Origin of the sequence: Arthrospiribacter ruber, assembly GCF_019343195.1 — a bacterium.
Lineage (GTDB): Bacteria > Bacteroidota > Bacteroidia > Cytophagales > Cyclobacteriaceae > Arthrospiribacter > Arthrospiribacter ruber.
The window spans coordinates 287,395-302,580 of sequence record NZ_RPHB01000006.1; the positions used below are offsets into that span (position 1 = coordinate 287,395).

At 42.1% G+C, this 15,186-nt stretch carries 13 protein-coding genes; 7 read left to right on the forward strand and 6 right to left on the reverse strand.

Annotation, left to right across the window (positions count from 1 at the left end; genetic code table 11):
• Positions 1-64: 64 nt before the first annotated feature.
• The gene (locus EGN73_RS14165; protein ID WP_219291080.1) at positions 65-1,198 is read right to left on the reverse strand and encodes a hypothetical protein; all 1,134 of its coding nucleotides are present in this window, start codon (positions 1,196-1,198) and stop codon (positions 65-67) included.
• Between the two features lie 224 nt (positions 1,199-1,422).
• Positions 1,423-3,186 (reverse strand): 30S ribosomal protein S1, encoded by a 1,764-nt coding sequence (gene rpsA / locus EGN73_RS14170; protein ID WP_219291083.1) that lies wholly within the window; start codon positions 3,184-3,186, stop codon positions 1,423-1,425.
• Positions 3,187-3,429: 243 nt separating this feature from the next.
• Between rpsA and EGN73_RS14175 the strand changes: the two genes are divergently transcribed.
• The 3 genes from EGN73_RS14175 to EGN73_RS14185 all read left to right on the forward strand — a co-directional run bounded on the left by EGN73_RS14175 (position 3,430) and on the right by EGN73_RS14185 (position 8,211).
• Complete coding sequence (locus EGN73_RS14175) at positions 3,430-4,140, forward strand: hypothetical protein (protein WP_219291086.1); 711 nt, start codon at positions 3,430-3,432, stop codon at positions 4,138-4,140.
• 176 nt (positions 4,141-4,316) lie between these two features.
• A complete protein-coding gene (locus tag EGN73_RS14180; protein ID WP_219291089.1) occupies positions 4,317-5,849 on the forward strand; it encodes a serine hydrolase in 1,533 nt (510 codons plus the stop codon).
• Positions 5,850-6,216: 367 nt separating this feature from the next.
• The gene (locus EGN73_RS14185; protein WP_219291092.1) at positions 6,217-8,211 is read left to right on the forward strand and encodes a transglutaminase-like domain-containing protein; all 1,995 of its coding nucleotides are present in this window, start codon (positions 6,217-6,219) and stop codon (positions 8,209-8,211) included.
• Positions 8,212-8,357: 146 nt separating this feature from the next.
• Here EGN73_RS14185 and EGN73_RS14190 read toward each other — a convergent pair whose 3' ends face one another.
• Positions 8,358-9,485: a sugar phosphate isomerase/epimerase family protein gene (locus EGN73_RS14190; protein ID WP_219291095.1), complete on the reverse strand. Its 1,128-nt coding sequence runs from the start codon at positions 9,483-9,485 to the stop codon at positions 8,358-8,360.
• A gap of 146 nt (positions 9,486-9,631) precedes the next feature.
• Here EGN73_RS14190 and EGN73_RS14195 point away from each other — a divergent pair, with 146 nt between their 5' ends.
• The gene (locus EGN73_RS14195) at positions 9,632-10,795 is read left to right on the forward strand and encodes a PQQ-dependent sugar dehydrogenase (protein ID WP_219291098.1); all 1,164 of its coding nucleotides are present in this window, start codon (positions 9,632-9,634) and stop codon (positions 10,793-10,795) included.
• 173 nt (positions 10,796-10,968) lie between these two features.
• On the opposite strand, the gene porT is transcribed toward EGN73_RS14195, so the two are convergent.
• Together porT and ubiE are read right to left on the reverse strand one after the other, a co-directional pair.
• Positions 10,969-11,790, reverse strand: a complete 822-nt coding sequence (gene porT, locus EGN73_RS14200; protein ID WP_219291101.1) for a type IX secretion/gliding motility protein PorT/SprT — start codon at positions 11,788-11,790, stop codon at positions 10,969-10,971.
• Positions 11,739-12,461: a bifunctional demethylmenaquinone methyltransferase/2-methoxy-6-polyprenyl-1,4-benzoquinol methylase UbiE gene (gene ubiE, locus EGN73_RS14205; RefSeq protein ID WP_219291104.1), complete on the reverse strand. Its 723-nt coding sequence runs from the start codon at positions 12,459-12,461 to the stop codon at positions 11,739-11,741. The genes porT and ubiE overlap by 52 nt, the downstream gene beginning before the upstream one ends.
• Positions 12,462-12,620: 159 nt before the next feature.
• Between ubiE and yihA the strand changes: the two genes are divergently transcribed.
• From yihA to EGN73_RS14220, 3 genes are all read left to right on the forward strand, one after another.
• The gene (yihA, locus tag EGN73_RS14210; RefSeq protein ID WP_219291107.1) at positions 12,621-13,229 is read left to right on the forward strand and encodes a ribosome biogenesis GTP-binding protein YihA/YsxC; all 609 of its coding nucleotides are present in this window, start codon (positions 12,621-12,623) and stop codon (positions 13,227-13,229) included.
• A gap of 55 nt (positions 13,230-13,284) precedes the next feature.
• Positions 13,285-13,728 (forward strand): DUF5606 family protein, encoded by a 444-nt coding sequence (locus EGN73_RS14215; protein WP_219291110.1) that lies wholly within the window; start codon positions 13,285-13,287, stop codon positions 13,726-13,728.
• 67 nt (positions 13,729-13,795) lie between these two features.
• Positions 13,796-14,089, forward strand: a complete 294-nt coding sequence (locus tag EGN73_RS14220) for a hypothetical protein (protein ID WP_219291113.1) — start codon at positions 13,796-13,798, stop codon at positions 14,087-14,089.
• Between the two features lie 50 nt (positions 14,090-14,139).
• On the opposite strand, the gene fbp is transcribed toward EGN73_RS14220, so the two are convergent.
• Complete coding sequence (gene fbp, locus EGN73_RS14225) at positions 14,140-15,177, reverse strand: class 1 fructose-bisphosphatase (protein WP_219291116.1); 1,038 nt, start codon at positions 15,175-15,177, stop codon at positions 14,140-14,142.
• Positions 15,178-15,186: the final 9 nt, after the last annotated feature.

Genomic DNA, 15,186 nt, shown 5'->3' on the forward strand with positions numbered 1-15,186 from the left:
TTTCTCTTTATAGACCATCCAACAAATGAATGGACCTTAATTATTCCACTTTTCAAAAACCCGTTTATTTTCTTTGCAAGTGCAACTTATAAAAAGTGATATAATCCTGCTCCTCTCCAAGAAAATCATCATCACGAATTGCATAAAAGGGTTTATCCAAACCTTCAATGTTTAGAATCGCCCCTATTTTGTAAGGCACTACGATTTCATTCGAAAGTGAAGAGTCAGGAAGAACTATTTTCATAACCTTATTTTGGAAATTTTTGTATTTAGGGAAGTTCATTGGTTCTTTCAGTTCATTTTGCATAAATGTATCTTCATCTATTCCTTCAAGGTAAATCAAGACAACTCCCATTTCAGTTACAAATAGCTGTCGGATATTCCCATCCAGCATTCTGGTTCTGGAGATGTACTGATATTTTTCTGAATGCTCCCCATTATCCAAAAATTTAGATGGCTTAAAATCCACTGAATTTAAATATTTCCCTCCTTTGCTCAAGTCATAAGTATGGATTAGAGTCTCATTGTTTAAAACCAAATGAAGCATATCCCCAGATATCCCAAATTGAATCCAGGCCCTTTCATAGTATTTATCAGAAGAGTATCTGGAAGTATTTGGGATACGGATTATAGGAACCGATGCTCCTGTGTTTGGGTCAATTTTTTCCAAAAGAAAATTATCTCTGATAAAGTGGGGATCATAAGGATTGACACCGCCTCTGCCAGGGTAATAGCTGATCAGAGAATCATTCCAGTGCCCAAGGTTCTGAATAAAGCCTCCCCCGTCTTTTGCCAAAGTTGGAAAAGAAAGCTCAATTTGTTGTTTAAGGCTAAGGTCTGAATTTAACTCATACAACCAACCCATAAAGCTAGCCGCAAAAAGCCCCCCCTCTTCAGTAAATTTCAACTGTGTAGGGTATTCTACACGGCCTGGTCCGTCTTTTGGGTAGGAGGATTCTTGGAGTACCCTTCCACTTGAATCAAACTTGATTAATTTATTTTCCTTAAAATTGAAAAAAACACCTACACCATTTTTAAAATCTCCCCCATCCACATTCCCCAAATAATCCACTTGGATAGAATCCAAGATAACAAGTTCCCAATCGCTTGAGTCAGTTGTGGTTTGAGAATCATTATCTCTTTCACTACAGGCAAAAAATACATTCAAAAGTAAAATCAGGGGGAAGTAATATCTCATTCTGGAAATTACATAATTTCACCCAAAACCGCTATACTTAGTTGTCTTATCCTTTGTTGCCCCCCTCTTTAGAGTGAAATCAATTAAGAAAAAAAAATCCATTGAGGCCTCTAAAACATCGAAGGATACATCAAAGACACAAAAAAAGTGGCCGCCTCTCAGCAGCCACTTTTATCTATATTGAACCGTCTTGGTTCTTGAATCTTGTCTCTTGTTTCTAGAGATTATTTCTTTCCACCTTCCATTTTCTCCTTCAACTCAGCAAGAGCGTCAAGATCTCCAAGGGTAGATTTCTCTTCCGGAGCACTTTCTGCTTTTTTCTTAGGGGCTGATTTCTTAGGAGCTGGAGCCACTTTTGCTTCTTCCTTGAACATTGCTGTATGGGAAAGAACAATTCTCTTGTCTTCTTTTGAGAATTCAGTTACTCTGAAGTCCAAAGATTCGCCTACTTCTACAGAAGATCCGTCTTCTTTCTCTAAGTTTTTGTTGGTTGCGAAACCTTCCAAACCATAAGGAAGCTCAAGAACTGCTCCTTTGTCATTTTTAGAAACTACAGTACACTTATGCACAGATCCTACAGGGAATACAGATTCGAAAGTATCCCAAGGATTTTCTTCCAACTGCTTATGTCCTAGAGCTAGTCTTCTGTTGTCAACATCAAGTTCCAACACAGCTACTTCCAATTCGTCTCCTACTTTGACAAATTCAGACGGGTGTTTGATTTTCTTAGTCCAAGAAAGATCAGATACGTGAACCAAACCGTCGATACCTTCCTCAAGCTCGAGGAACAATCCGAAGTTGGTAAGGTTTCTTACCACACCTTTGTGCTTAGAACCTACCGCATACTTGGTCACCATGTCACCTTTGGTCCATGGATCTTCAGTAAGCTGCTTGATGCCCAAAGACATTTTTCTTTCGTCCTTGTCCAAAGTCAATACTACTGCTTCGATTTCATCACCTACCTGTACAAAGTCAGCAGGATTTCTCAAGTGCTGTGACCAGCTCATTTCAGAAACGTGAATCAATCCCTCTACACCAGGAGCAAGCTCTAGGAATGCACCGTAATCGGCTACATTGACGATCTTACCTTGTACTTTGGAACCGACTTCAAGATCAGCAGACAAAGCATCCCATGGATGGGCAGTCAATTGCTTCATACCCAAAGAAATTCTCTTCTTGTCATCATCAAAGTCAAGAACAACGATCTGAACTTTGTCATCAAGGTTGAGTACTTCTTCAGGATGGTTGATTCTACCCCAAGAGATATCAGTAATGTGTAGCAAACCATCAACACCACCCAAATCGATGAATACACCGAAGTTGGTCATGTTTTTGATCACACCTTCAAGTACCTGTCCTTTTTCAAGGTTGTTCAGGATCTCAGCTTTTTGCTTCTCAAGATCTTTTTCGATCAAGACTTTGTGTGATACGACTACGTTATCATTGGTGTGGTTGATTTTCACCACTTTGACTTCCATTTTCTTACCTACATAGATATCGAAATCTCTGATAGGCTTCACGTCGATCTGAGAACCTGGCAAAAACGCTTCTACACCGTAGATATCTACGATAAGACCACCTTTGGTTCTTCTTTTAACAAGACCTTCGATCACAGAATCATTGGCCAGGGCATCTTCGATATCCTGCCATGCACGTACCATTCTGGCTTTCTTTCTGGAAAGTACCAACTGGCCCAATGCATTCTCCTGCTCTTCGATAAACAATTCCACTTCGTCTCCGATCTTAAGATCAGGAAGGTCACGGAATTCCGAAACAGGAACCAATCCGTCAGATTTGAAGCCGATGTTGATGATCACGTCTTTGTCATTGATACCAACTACAGTACCTTTGATGACTTCTTTTTCGGTGATTTCATTAAGAGTACCTTCGTAAAGGGCCTCCATTTCAGCTCTTTTTTCTTTGGAATAGCCTTCACCAAATCCTTTGGTGTCGAAATCGTCCCAGTTAAAATCTTTTTGATTTGACATAATATTTTGTAACTCTGACTTTCAACAATCCTAGAGTCATCGGATTGAGGTTTTTGTTTTTAGATAAAGCCCCTGATTTTCAACCGCAAGGACCCCGTTCACCCGAACGGACTGCAAAGGTAGAAAATTTTATCAAAACCAGCATTCCATAGCCTGAAAATAGCCAATCGACTTCCAAAGTTTTTTTGGGATATTTGAAACTAAAGCAAAATATTGGAGTCTTTTTCATTAAAACCCCGGACCATGTTCAAAACAACTAGCACTTTATGCCTTTCATTTTTATTGTTTTTCCCTGTTTTCTTAAATGCCCAAAACTGGGGACTGGGATTTGAGGCAGGAGTAGGTTTGCCCACAGGAAACCTAAAAGAGGCCAGTTCAGGAACGGTCTTTCCGGAACTCAGCACTTCTTTGATCTATGAATTCTGGAACCTACCGATCGACCTTGGGCTTAGCGTAGGGTATGGCATGTATGGAACAAAGCTTGAAAAAAGAACAGACCTTTATCGGGGCTTTTCGGACGAGCTACGCCTGAGGAGAAACAACAACTTGCTTAGCATCATGGGAATGTTCCGCTACCTTCCTGAGGTTGACTGGAAACTCAAGCCCTTTATCGAATTGCAGGGAGGAACTAACTACCTCTACACGCGATACAAAATCAGGGAAAGCCGCTTTGAAGAACCCATCGAGGAGGACAGGGATTTAGCCAATTGGATAGGAGCTTTCAGACTGGGAGGTGGCTTGAAAATACCTTTCAAAACACCCGATGATGGCTTTTTCCAACTCAAAATAATGTATCAGGATACCCGAAGAGTGGAATTTCTTCTCAAAGAGGGAACAAAATTCGACCCCGAACCACAAGGAGGCGGTTCTTTTTCCTATCAACCTGTTCGCTCAGTGCTGACCTGGATACAGCCTTCAATAGGTGTAGTGCTCTACATGGATGTATATGAATAACAAACAAGCCCCCTATTGGCACAGTACTTGTTTAATTTCTGTCACGACACTAAACCAACTATTAATTCCAACCAAAATGGCCTTGCAGATTGTAAGGCCATTTTTCATTAAAAAACTTTTGATTTTGCCGGATAAACAGGATTTGATAACTTCAAGTCGCCTGAAAAAACTTTAACATGAAAAAAACTCTACTCGCTTTATTCCTGAGCTTCCAATTTATCCATACAGCTATTTCCCAACAATCCCCGGAGCTGGACAAGCTGGATCAATATTTTGAAAAAATGGTAAAAGACTGGGATGTCCCCAGTGCAAGTATAGGAATTGTAAAAGACGGTGAACTGATCTTCACCGGCAATTACGGAACAAAAGAAACAGGCAAATCTGACAAACCGGATGAAAACACACTCTATGCCATTGCCTCCAACTCCAAAGCTTTCACGGCAAGTCTACTGGGAATACTGGTACAGGAGGACAAATTGAACTGGAACGACCGGGTCAAAGATCACTTGCCGTACTTCTCCCTCTTCGACGATCCTTGGATCAGCAGTCAGGTCACCATCAGAGATCTGCTCAGCCACAGAGTAGGTTTGGGTACATTCAGCGGTGATGTCATCTGGTATAAAAACGAGGGCTCTGCTGAAGATTTCATCAGAAGAGCAGGCAAATTGCCCCAAGCCTATGATTTCAGATCAGGATATGGCTACTCCAACCTCATGTACATCACTGCTGGGGAAATCATTCAAAAAGTCACTGGAAAAAGCTGGGGAGAAAATGTAAAAGAGCGGATTCTCCAGCCATTGGGCATGGACCGCACCCTGACTACTGCTAAAGCTTTGGAAAACACAGACAATGTAGCAACCCCACACGGAAGAGAAGATGAAAAAAATTTCCCCATAGCTTTTGAAGACTGGGAAACCATCGCTGCCACAGGTGGACTGATATCTTCTGTAAAGGATATTTCAAAGTGGATGATTTTTAACATGGACCACGGCATATTAGGTCAAGACACCTTGCTGACCAAGCAAACCAGAAACATGGTCTGGACCTTACACAATGTATTCCCTGTGGATCATACCGTCAAAAATGACCTGGGAAGACACTTCAGTGGATATGGTTTGGGCTGGACTATAGGTGACTTCCACGGAAAAATGATGGTGGGACATACCGGCGGATACGATGGGATGATCACTGCAGTCACCATGATTCCGGACGAGAAACTTGGAGTAGTAGTACTGACCAATGGACACCAAAGCCCCATCATGGCGGCCACTTACTATGCACTTGACAGGTTTTTGGGAACCGGAGATAAAGATTGGTCCTCCGACATGCTGAAGAGAAGGTCTGAGAATGAAAAAGAAGACAAAAGGGTTGCTGACATCAAAAAAACCAGAATCAGCGGGACCAAAGCCAGTGTTGCTAAAGATAAACTTGTAGGAAAATACCAGTCGGACATTTATGGACTTATCGAAGTAAAGTATGAAAATGAAAAGCTAAGACTGTATTTTGAGGATGCTCCTAGACTTTCTGCTTCACTAGAACATTGGCATTTTGACACCTACGAAATAAAGTGGGACGAAAAACACGCCTGGTTTGATTTTGGGACTTTACAGTTTTTGATCAACAACAAATTGGAAGTACATGGAATGGAATTCAACGTTCCCAATGATGATATTTTCTTTGAGGAGCTGAAGCCTAAAAAAATCAAATAATAATATAAACATGATTATACGCTTCTTTACCAGTAGCATCAATTTCCGACATAATTGGAGGGGGGCAAAACAATATCTACCAGTAATTGGTCCACCGTGGCGGATCAAAATCAATAAATATCGATTTAACCTGAAAATAAACGCTTAATTTCATTACTGGCAAAGTTCCGTGTATACATAATGTAAATGATTAAATCCAACATCAGAGTCAGATGAAATTTGAAATGAACCCATGAAGTATGGCCATATCTTCTTCTTATAGAAAAAGACCTTTCACTCACCCATAAAGCGGGTTTGTTCATCCCGCTCGGAGGTTTTGTCCGATTTTGTGTATTTTGGATTTTGTCCAGAACAAAAATCCAAAAATATGACTTTATCCAAAGCACGATTAATTTTATTTTTTTGTATTTGCTTGGTGCTACAGGCACCAATAGTGGGCTTATCTCAGGACACCCAAGTAGAAATGGAAGACATGCTGGAAAAAAACAGCATTGAAGGCATTTCAAAGATTTTTGTCATCGTAAGCCCTTTGACCAGTATACCCGAGATACAAGCTTACCAAAGTTTGAACTTTGCTACCGAAGTCAGGAAAATAGAAGCAGACCGAGTAGAAATTGTCAATACGCTTGCCAGCGAAATGCCCCAACCTATTGATCCCTTTCCTTTAAGCGGAATACCTGCTTCTTTGGATTCCCGATACCTAAAGCCAAGCCCTAAAATAGAAAGCCAAGATCCTAGAATAGCCTCTTTGGCCCAAGAGATCACCTCCAAACTCAATCAGCCCAGCACAAAAGATGTAGTAGTAGAAGTGCTCCGCTGGAACAGAGGACACCTGGCTTGGGGCAATCCAAATGAAGTACCTTCGGCATTAGAATCTTTGGCCAACCAAACTGTCAACTGTATTGGTTTTACCCACCTACCTGCAGCTATATTGAGGCATTTGGGAATTCCTGCCAGAACGGTCAGGACATTTATCGCCAGGCCCGATCAAAACCGGCTTATTCCCCATTACCTCCTAGAGGTATTTTACCCATCTCTAGGTGGATGGATTACCTACGAACCTCAGGGACCGGGCATGCCCTTCGTGGAAAACATCGTCCTCTATACCCATCATGACTGGGATACGGAGGGGCAGAGAACTTTTAGGCCCCTTGCACGGGACATGAACATCACCGTATCCGGTGGATTGGATGCCAGCATCCCCAATCCAGACCTCAGCCCACCTGAATTGATATCTCTTGATTTTTCTCCTTCTCATTTTGACAGGGATCAGGGACATGAAAGTGTAATAGTCACTCTAAAAGCCAGAGATCTGGAATCGGGAGTAGATGAGATCAGGATTGATATGCAAGCACCGGATTTTTCGGGGCCAGGTAAATCACTCTTTTTCCACCTGAAGGATGGAGATGAATTTGAAGGCACCTTTACAGCACAGTTGGGCTGGAACATGCAGACAGCCAATCACGCCAGGGAATACCGGGTTACCAGGATGAGAATGTCCGACAAGCTTGGAAATGTAAGAGAGTACCAAGCCAGACATTTGGAGGAAAAAGGCCTTCCTACAGGAATAAGCATGGAAACATGGAAAGCATTGGACGATGGACCTCCCGAACCGGTGTACATTTCTCCCTTTTTCCCTGAAAGAATCCCTTCAGCTCCAAATGGCATTCATCACACTTTTTTCTATACCGTATCCAAGACTTCTAGCCAAGCTCAGGGAAGAATCAACACAACTTGCGATTTTGTACATAAAGACGGAATGCGTGTGAGGGCCATTTCTACCAGTAATCTTAAATCAGGAGAGTATCATATAGAATTTCATTTCCTCCAATATGTTCCCCCGCATCATCCATTGGGTAGATACCACATGAATGCTTTGTATTTACGTGGACCCAATGACAGACAATTCAATATTTTGCCCCAAAATTTTGACCGGGAAATGATGGATTACAGCTTCGAGCTCGTAAAAGATAAACCCATGTACTCAGGGGAGGTCGGCATAGTATCCATCATCATCTTTTCTCAGCAGGAAGGTCAACTCAATACCAACCAGGACATGATCCTGATAGAATCCTCAGGAGCAATTGAACCTTTGAATGATAAACCTCAGGAAAACAACCCCTCATTCCGGATATTCTACGAAACCTTGGACGGAAAAAAAATAAGCAACAGAAGGTCTGTCTGCTCAAGAAGATTTGGTTCACACCATTTATTTTTCAGATCAAACGGACCTAGGGACACTCCTGTCCAAATCGAACGGATTGAGCTGGATGATAAAGATGGAAGGACGCATACCTTTTTCCGGAAGGACTTCGAAGGAAAAATCCTCAAAACTATTCCTGAATACATGGTCATCAATTGAGCAGCTTTAAATACTAATGATGCACAATTGTTAGCTCTAAAACCCAAATATAAACCCGACAATAGCTAAAAACTGATTATCATTCACTTATTAATTTAAAGTGATCAGCTGTCGAAGTCAGGAAAACAAATTCAGGTCCCCTCACTTTACAGACCTAGATCAGCCATTGTGGCAACCTTAATATCTTTTCTGGAGAAATCTTTCAGAGGCAAGACATCCTGCCTTGGGTAGACAAAGCCTTCATCCGTCAGTGGGTAGAGCAAAGGCGCGAGATTTTGTACAGCTGCCTTACACCCTTGAACGATAGCTCCCATTTTGCCAGTTTGCTTGGACAATTTGGCCTCATTTTCTATTTCAAAAGGGCCAGAGAAACCCTTTTCTTTCAGGATATCCACAAATTTTCTCCAATCCATACTGTCTCCCAATCCAAATCCAGGTAGCGTCGCCTCATAATGATGCCTGTCCCATTCATTGGTGCTGAAAGGAATACCTACTTTCTCTGCCCATTCGGCTTTGACCTTTTGCATGGGATACATATTCCCCCAATAAGGGCAAGGATTATTTCTGGTAGACTTTACGTGGATCCGCTTCAACCGCTTCATATCTGTATGGCTTATCACAGAAATGGGATCGGTCTGCTGCCAGATGTCATGGGATGGGTCGTATATTTCACCATGATTGGAGCTTGGAATAAGTTCATACATGATTTTCCTTGCGGCCAAGACTCCCGGCAGGTTATTGTAGGTGGTCGTATAGCCCGAAGATCTCCATCCTTCCATGGGACAGTTTTCGTAGAGAACAGTTACCCCAAGATCTTCTGCGTAATTTATGATAGGTGTAAAAACCCTCTGGTATTCTTCAAGGTTCTTTTCAAATCCGTTTTCCTGAATACCCAACTCATGGTTGTATCCCACAAAAGTCCCTACTTTCACATCATTGTCATCCCCACCCAATAGGTAAGCCATCCTTATCAATTTGAGCAGGTGGTTTTGATTTTTGATCCTGGCATCCGGATCGCCTCCTATGAGATTGTCAAAAGCCCCAATGGAAATCCTTAGCTGCGCTGAGTTGAATTTTTCCAGAATCATTTTGGCTTGATCAGGCCCAAACCCATCATAGTCCATGTGGGTAGCCACAAAATCATCCCTTGTTCCATCTTTTCTAAAAACACAAACATCCAGTCCCTGCACGCCAATTTCTTTGGCTTTATCTATGGTCTGATCCAGATTAAGCTGATCAAAAGCAGATGTCATGATCCATATTTGATTGGTCATAGGTCTTTTCGGTTAGATTGTATTCATAATGTTACTCGACATGCTAATTTAATGGGATTTTGATCCAAAAAACCACCACTGGTAAAACAGCCAAAACATTTGAGCTATAAATTGATTAACTTTGAAGAAAAACCGACTTAAATTATATGAAAAACCTAAAGAATCTATCTTTTATTCTGACAGGAGCAGCATTGTTAGCTTTCACTTCTTGCGAGGAGGGCAACAGCACCGTGGATGAGCCAAGTTCTGAGCCCTCCCCTTATGCCATTTCTACAGATAAAATGAATATCAAAGTAGATACACTCCACACGGATTTTATCAATCCTTGGGGGATGACCTGGCTTCCAGACGGAAGGATGCTTGTGACCGAAAGGAAAGGTGAAATCCTCATTTTTGAAAATGATGCCTACACCGGGGAAAAAATAAGCAGTATGCCAGCCGTGAAAGAAGTCAATCAGGCAGGCCTATTGGACATTACTCTTCACCCCAATTACGAAAGCAATGGATGGCTTTATCTCTCATATTCCAGAGAAGAAGGTGATGGAGAAGTTTTGGTGATATCCAGAGCCAAATTGAACGGAAATACACTTACCGACTTAGAAGAAATATTTGTAAACGGCCCTACTTGGAAAGGTGGACGTCACTTTGGAAACAGAATGGTATTTGACAATGCCGGCTATCTATACTTTACCAATGGCGACAAGGGTTCAAGGCCTGAAAATGCTCAGGAGCTTGACAACGACCATGGCAAAATCCACAGAATCAAAGACGATGGAAGCATTCCTGAAGACAATCCCTTTGTAGGAAAAGACGGAGCCAATCCTTCTATCTGGACTTATGGCAACCGTAACCCTCAGGGTATGATCTATGACTCAGAAAATGACAGAATCTGGTCTGTAGAGCACGGACCTAAAGGCGGTGATGAGCTTAACCTGATCCAAAAAGGCAAGAACTATGGCTGGCCTAAAGTAACTTATGGAATTGATTATGATGGATCAATCATCTCTGAAGAAACCCAAAAAGAAGGAATAGAAGACCCGGTGACCTATTGGGTTCCTTCTATCGCTACCTGTGGTATGGCTATGGTCACTTCTGACAAGTACCCTGCTTGGAAAGGCAACCTCTTGGTGGCCGCGCTAGCTGGTCAGCACATTGCACGAGTAGAATTAGACGGAACAGAATACGTCACTGAAGAGAAGCTCCTTGATGGAATCGGAAGGGTAAGACAAGTATCCCAAAGCCCAGATGGTTACATTTATGCCGTTACAGAAGCTACAGGCCTTTTGATCAAGCTGATCCCTCAGGAATAAAAAGACCCTATTTAAAAATCAGACCTGCCATGGATTGATAACATGGCAGGTCTTTTTTTATGTGTATCCGGATCTTTGCACGTTTAACTTTAAGAACCAGACCCACAACTTAACTTCTGACTGTAAATTGAAACTTTGGAGGGTGGGATGAATTTCGACCATGCCAGCGCAGGCTACTGAAAATGAAGGTAAAGGGTTATGGATTTCCTTCTCAGGTCGGAAATGACATCCCTGAATGCGGGATCTGTTTCCTCCGGTCGGTACAGGTTGACCAAGCCATGGGAAAACCTTAGCTCTGGTGAAAATTTGAAATACTTGAAATACATGTCAAAACCGATACCCAGGTCAATGGTAAAATCCCTACCTGTGGTCACCAAAGCTTCCAGATCTGCTTCTTCCTGATCTTTTGTCCTCCACATGGCACTTCCTCCACCTGTAAAAAACATCCTGCTGTTATTAAAGCGCTGCGCTTTGTATTTAAAGATCAAAGGCAGCTCGATCATGGTTGATTCTGTCACTACGCTTCGTGTCCCGGTTTGTTGTATGAAATCATTGCCTGTATTAGCTCCATTCGAAGGATCTGGAATAGTGGTGACGAAATCACTCTCATGTCCATAAAAATTGATATCCGTACGGAATTCATAGAAACCAATTTTGGGTGTCAGCATGATATTGAATTGATCATGCACCCTGAATACCGCCAAGAAGCCAAGGGAGAATCCAGGTGTCATAACAGGAACCACACTTCTGACCCTGGAGGTTGTTGCATTGTTGGGGTTCAAAAACTCCTCAGAATACCTCATTTGGTAGTAATTGGTATGCCCTGCCAAGAAAAAGCCATATGAAAGCAGCTTGTCATCCTGACCCGCTCTGCTAATTGCATTGAATCTTGCCTGAGCCATGATACCATGGCTGAAAAAAACAAAACCTAAAGCAAGTAGGCTTATTTTTCTCCAATGTAAATGGAGCTGATTCCAAATGTGAGTGGTTTGCATTTTGTGTTTTTAAAGCCAACTTTCTCCAAAATAGCCAGAAAATCATTTCCATCAGGAAAAACCTGTACAGATTCAGGCAAATAGGTATAGGCAGAATTGTCTTTGGAGACAAGTTTTCCTATTTGAGGCAAAATATATTTGAAATAAAAATTATATCCTTGCTTCATCGGAAATTTATTCGGCTTGGAAAACTCCACAATTACTGTTTTGCCTCCAGGCTTCAACACCCTGTACATATCTGACAGTCCTTTTTCGAGATTTTCGAAGTTTCTGACTCCAAAAGAAACGATGACAGCATCAAACTTATTATCCTCAAAAAGCAACTTCTCCGAATCGCCCAGCTGCATATCTATGATGTGATCCAGCTTTCGCTTTTTCATTTTTTTGCGGCCTTCATTGAGCATACCTTCCGAAATGTCCACACCGATCACCTTTTCAGGATTGAGTTCAAGTGCTTCTATGGCAAAATCACCAGTGCCGGTAGCAATATCCAGAATGATTTTCGGTTGATCCTTTTTAAGCAGCTTGATGGCCTTTTTTCTCCAGATAATATCTATCCCCAGGCTGAGTAAATGATTCAAAAAATCATACTTCTTGCTGATGTTGTTGAACATTTCAGCTACCTGCTCCTTCTTTCCTTCCTGCTTATCTTTATATGGTACTACTGACATCGGTATACATTTAATGGTGCAATATTACTAAGTAAACCTGAGCATATGAAAAATGTTGAGAAGTAATGGCAGGTTGTCGGCCAAAGTTTCTTTCGAAGTGGTTGGCAGCAAGGGCCTGAATTGGAACAAAAAACTTACCTTTGCAAAAAACCGAATGAAATGATCAAGAACGCAAAATTTGTCATCAGCAATACAGATTATAAGAAATGCCCCCCTCCCAACATGCCTGAATTTGCCTTTATCGGCAGATCCAACGTGGGGAAAAGCTCTCTTATCAACATGCTGACCAACAATAAAAACCTGGCAAAAACCTCCGGAAAACCAGGAAAAACCCAATTGATCAATCATTTTGAAATCAATGGAAACTGGTACATGGTCGATCTCCCGGGCTATGGTTTTGCCAAAGTAAGCAAGTCCATCAAATCCACTTGGGAAAAGATGATTTCCGATTACCTCACCAACAGGGAGAACCTCGTCGCGGTCTGTGTTTTGATCGACAGCCGTCTTGATCCACAGCAAATCGACCTTGAATTCATCACTTGGTGTGGACAGCAAGAAATCCCTTTTGTGATCATTTTTACCAAATCTGACAAGCAGGGTAAATCCAAAACTCAGGGAACTGTGAAGAAATTTTTGGATGAATGCATCAAAATTTTCGGTGATGCTCCTGACTACTTTGTCACTTCCGCCCAAAATGCTGAAGGAAAGGAAGATGTAATTTCCTTCATAGATAATGAAGTAAATGAATATTATGATAGCCTGAAGTAAACCTTGGGCATTCGACGGTATATCCTATATTTGTAGCCTCAAAACAGATTAGTTTATGAATTTTAATGAAATAGCAACGGTATCCGGTAAGCCCGGGCTTTACAAAATATTGAAACCTACTAAAGGTGGCGTCATCCTGGAAAGTCTGGATGAAAAAAAATCCAAATTGGTAGTAGGAGCAAATCACAGAGTCAGCATCCTTGCAGAAATCTCCATTTACACCATGAATGAAGACGGTGCTACTCCACTCCAAAATGTGATGGCCAAAATCGAAGAGGAATTTGAAGGAGACTTGGGACTGGAAAGCGGTGCCGATGCAGACGAGCTTAGGGCTTTTCTAAAGCACGTATTGCCCGATTATGATGAGGCAAAAGTTTACCCATCTGACATCAAAAAACTAGTGGCCTGGTATCAGATCATCAGAAACAATGCTCCTGAAGCTTTGCAAGCCTCAGATGATGCTGAGGAAAACACCGCCGAAGAGGACAAAGGAGAATAAAAACACTTTAATACTGCCGGGATCCTCTGGCAGTTTTTCTTTTGACACTTTTCTAATCCCCGACCAGATGGATACACTCCAACAGGCTTACATTTCTCTCACCCGGGACTTTGAGCTGCCTCCTTATTCGCAGCAATCCAAGAAAGAAGAATTGGTACAGCTACTCACCCCTGTATTGAAACATCTTCTCGATCGGGACTTTGAGCGGCTTTTGCAGATTTGCTACAAAATAGATCTCGGGGAAGCCAAACTGAAAAGTATCCTGTACGAGTCCCTACCTGAGCAAATGGCTACAGACTTGGCCCAAGCCTTGGTGGACAGACAAGTCCAGAAAATAGAGATCAGAAAAAGATATAGCTAAAAAGCAAAACGGCTACCGATTTTCGGTAGCCGCTTATTTTTCCGGATGGCTTAGGTTGAGGCCGGAGCCATTGATTTACTTTGGAATTTTTCCACTTCATCCACCATTACCGTAGATCCAATATACAAAGGAGTTCGCTGGTGTAAAGAGCTAGGCATAATTTCCATGATTCTTTGTTGCCCGTCTGTAGCCTTTGCTCCGGCTTGTTCTGCAATGAATGCCAAAGCATTGGCTTCATATAACAGGCGCAACTTGCCATTCGGTGCTTTGGAGGTTGCAGGATAAATGTAAATCCCCCCCTTGAGCAGATTCCTGTGAAAATCTGCCACCAAGCTGCCAATATACCTTGCACTGTATTCCTTCCTCTTACAGTCTTCTATATAAGCCTTTAGCCCATCATCGAAGTGATTGTAGGTACCTTCGTTGATACTGTAAATTTTTCCATCCTGAGGAGCTTTCATATCAGGATGTGAAAGAAAAAATTCGCCTAAGCTGGGCTCATAAGTAAACCCGTTCACCCCGTGACCGGTAGTGTATACCATCATGGTTGAAGAGCCATACAGGACATAGCCTGAAGCAACCTGATTGGCCCCGGGTTGCATCACATCTTCCAATTGGACAGGACTGCCAACAGGCGTCACCCTCCTAAAGATCGAAAAAATCGTCCCAATTGAGATATTGACATCTATATTGGAAGATCCATCCAAAGGATCTATGGCTACTACGTATTTTCCGGATTTGTTTTGAAGGTCTATGACCTCATCATCCTCTTCAGACACTATGGCGCACACTTCTCCTCCTTTGGAAAGCGCCCTCATAAACCTGATATTGGCAATGACATCGAGCTTCTGCTGTTCTTCACCTTGGACATTGGTATGACCAAATGCCCCACCAATATTGGCCAAACCTGCTCTGTTGGTTTCCCGATTTACTATCTTTGCCGCAAGGGCGATATCCCTCAGCAGCTGGGACAGTTCACCTGAAGCAAACGGGAAGTCTTCTTGCTTGATCTTGATAAACCTGTCCAGGGTCACACCTACCGAATAGGCCAATCCAGACTTGTCAGGAGCGTATTTTTTGATTTGCATAAATATTAG

What these genes read in the sequence shown, in the direction of transcription:
- yihA (WP_219291107.1), top strand. Translation starts at nt 12,621, where the DNA reads ATGATCAAGAACGCAAAATTTGTCATCAGCAATACAGATTATAAGAAA.
- fbp (WP_219291116.1), bottom strand. Translation starts at nt 15,177, where the DNA reads ATGCAAATCAAAAAATACGCTCCTGACAAGTCTGGATTGGCCTATTCG.
- porT (WP_219291101.1), bottom strand. Translation starts at nt 11,790, where the DNA reads ATGCAAACCACTCACATTTGGAATCAGCTCCATTTACATTGGAGAAAA.
- EGN73_RS14165 (WP_219291080.1), bottom strand. Translation starts at nt 1,198, where the DNA reads ATGAGATATTACTTCCCCCTGATTTTACTTTTGAATGTATTTTTTGCC.
- rpsA (WP_219291083.1), bottom strand. Translation starts at nt 3,186, where the DNA reads ATGTCAAATCAAAAAGATTTTAACTGGGACGATTTCGACACCAAAGGA.
- EGN73_RS14195 (WP_219291098.1), top strand. Translation starts at nt 9,632, where the DNA reads ATGAAAAACCTAAAGAATCTATCTTTTATTCTGACAGGAGCAGCATTG.
- EGN73_RS14215 (WP_219291110.1), top strand. Translation starts at nt 13,285, where the DNA reads ATGAATTTTAATGAAATAGCAACGGTATCCGGTAAGCCCGGGCTTTAC.
- ubiE (WP_219291104.1), bottom strand. Translation starts at nt 12,461, where the DNA reads ATGTCAGTAGTACCATATAAAGATAAGCAGGAAGGAAAGAAGGAGCAG.
- EGN73_RS14190 (WP_219291095.1), bottom strand. Translation starts at nt 9,485, where the DNA reads ATGACCAATCAAATATGGATCATGACATCTGCTTTTGATCAGCTTAAT.
- EGN73_RS14180 (WP_219291089.1), top strand. Translation starts at nt 4,317, where the DNA reads ATGAAAAAAACTCTACTCGCTTTATTCCTGAGCTTCCAATTTATCCAT.
- EGN73_RS14175 (WP_219291086.1), top strand. Translation starts at nt 3,430, where the DNA reads ATGTTCAAAACAACTAGCACTTTATGCCTTTCATTTTTATTGTTTTTC.
- EGN73_RS14185 (WP_219291092.1), top strand. Translation starts at nt 6,217, where the DNA reads ATGACTTTATCCAAAGCACGATTAATTTTATTTTTTTGTATTTGCTTG.
- EGN73_RS14220 (WP_219291113.1), top strand. Translation starts at nt 13,796, where the DNA reads ATGGATACACTCCAACAGGCTTACATTTCTCTCACCCGGGACTTTGAG.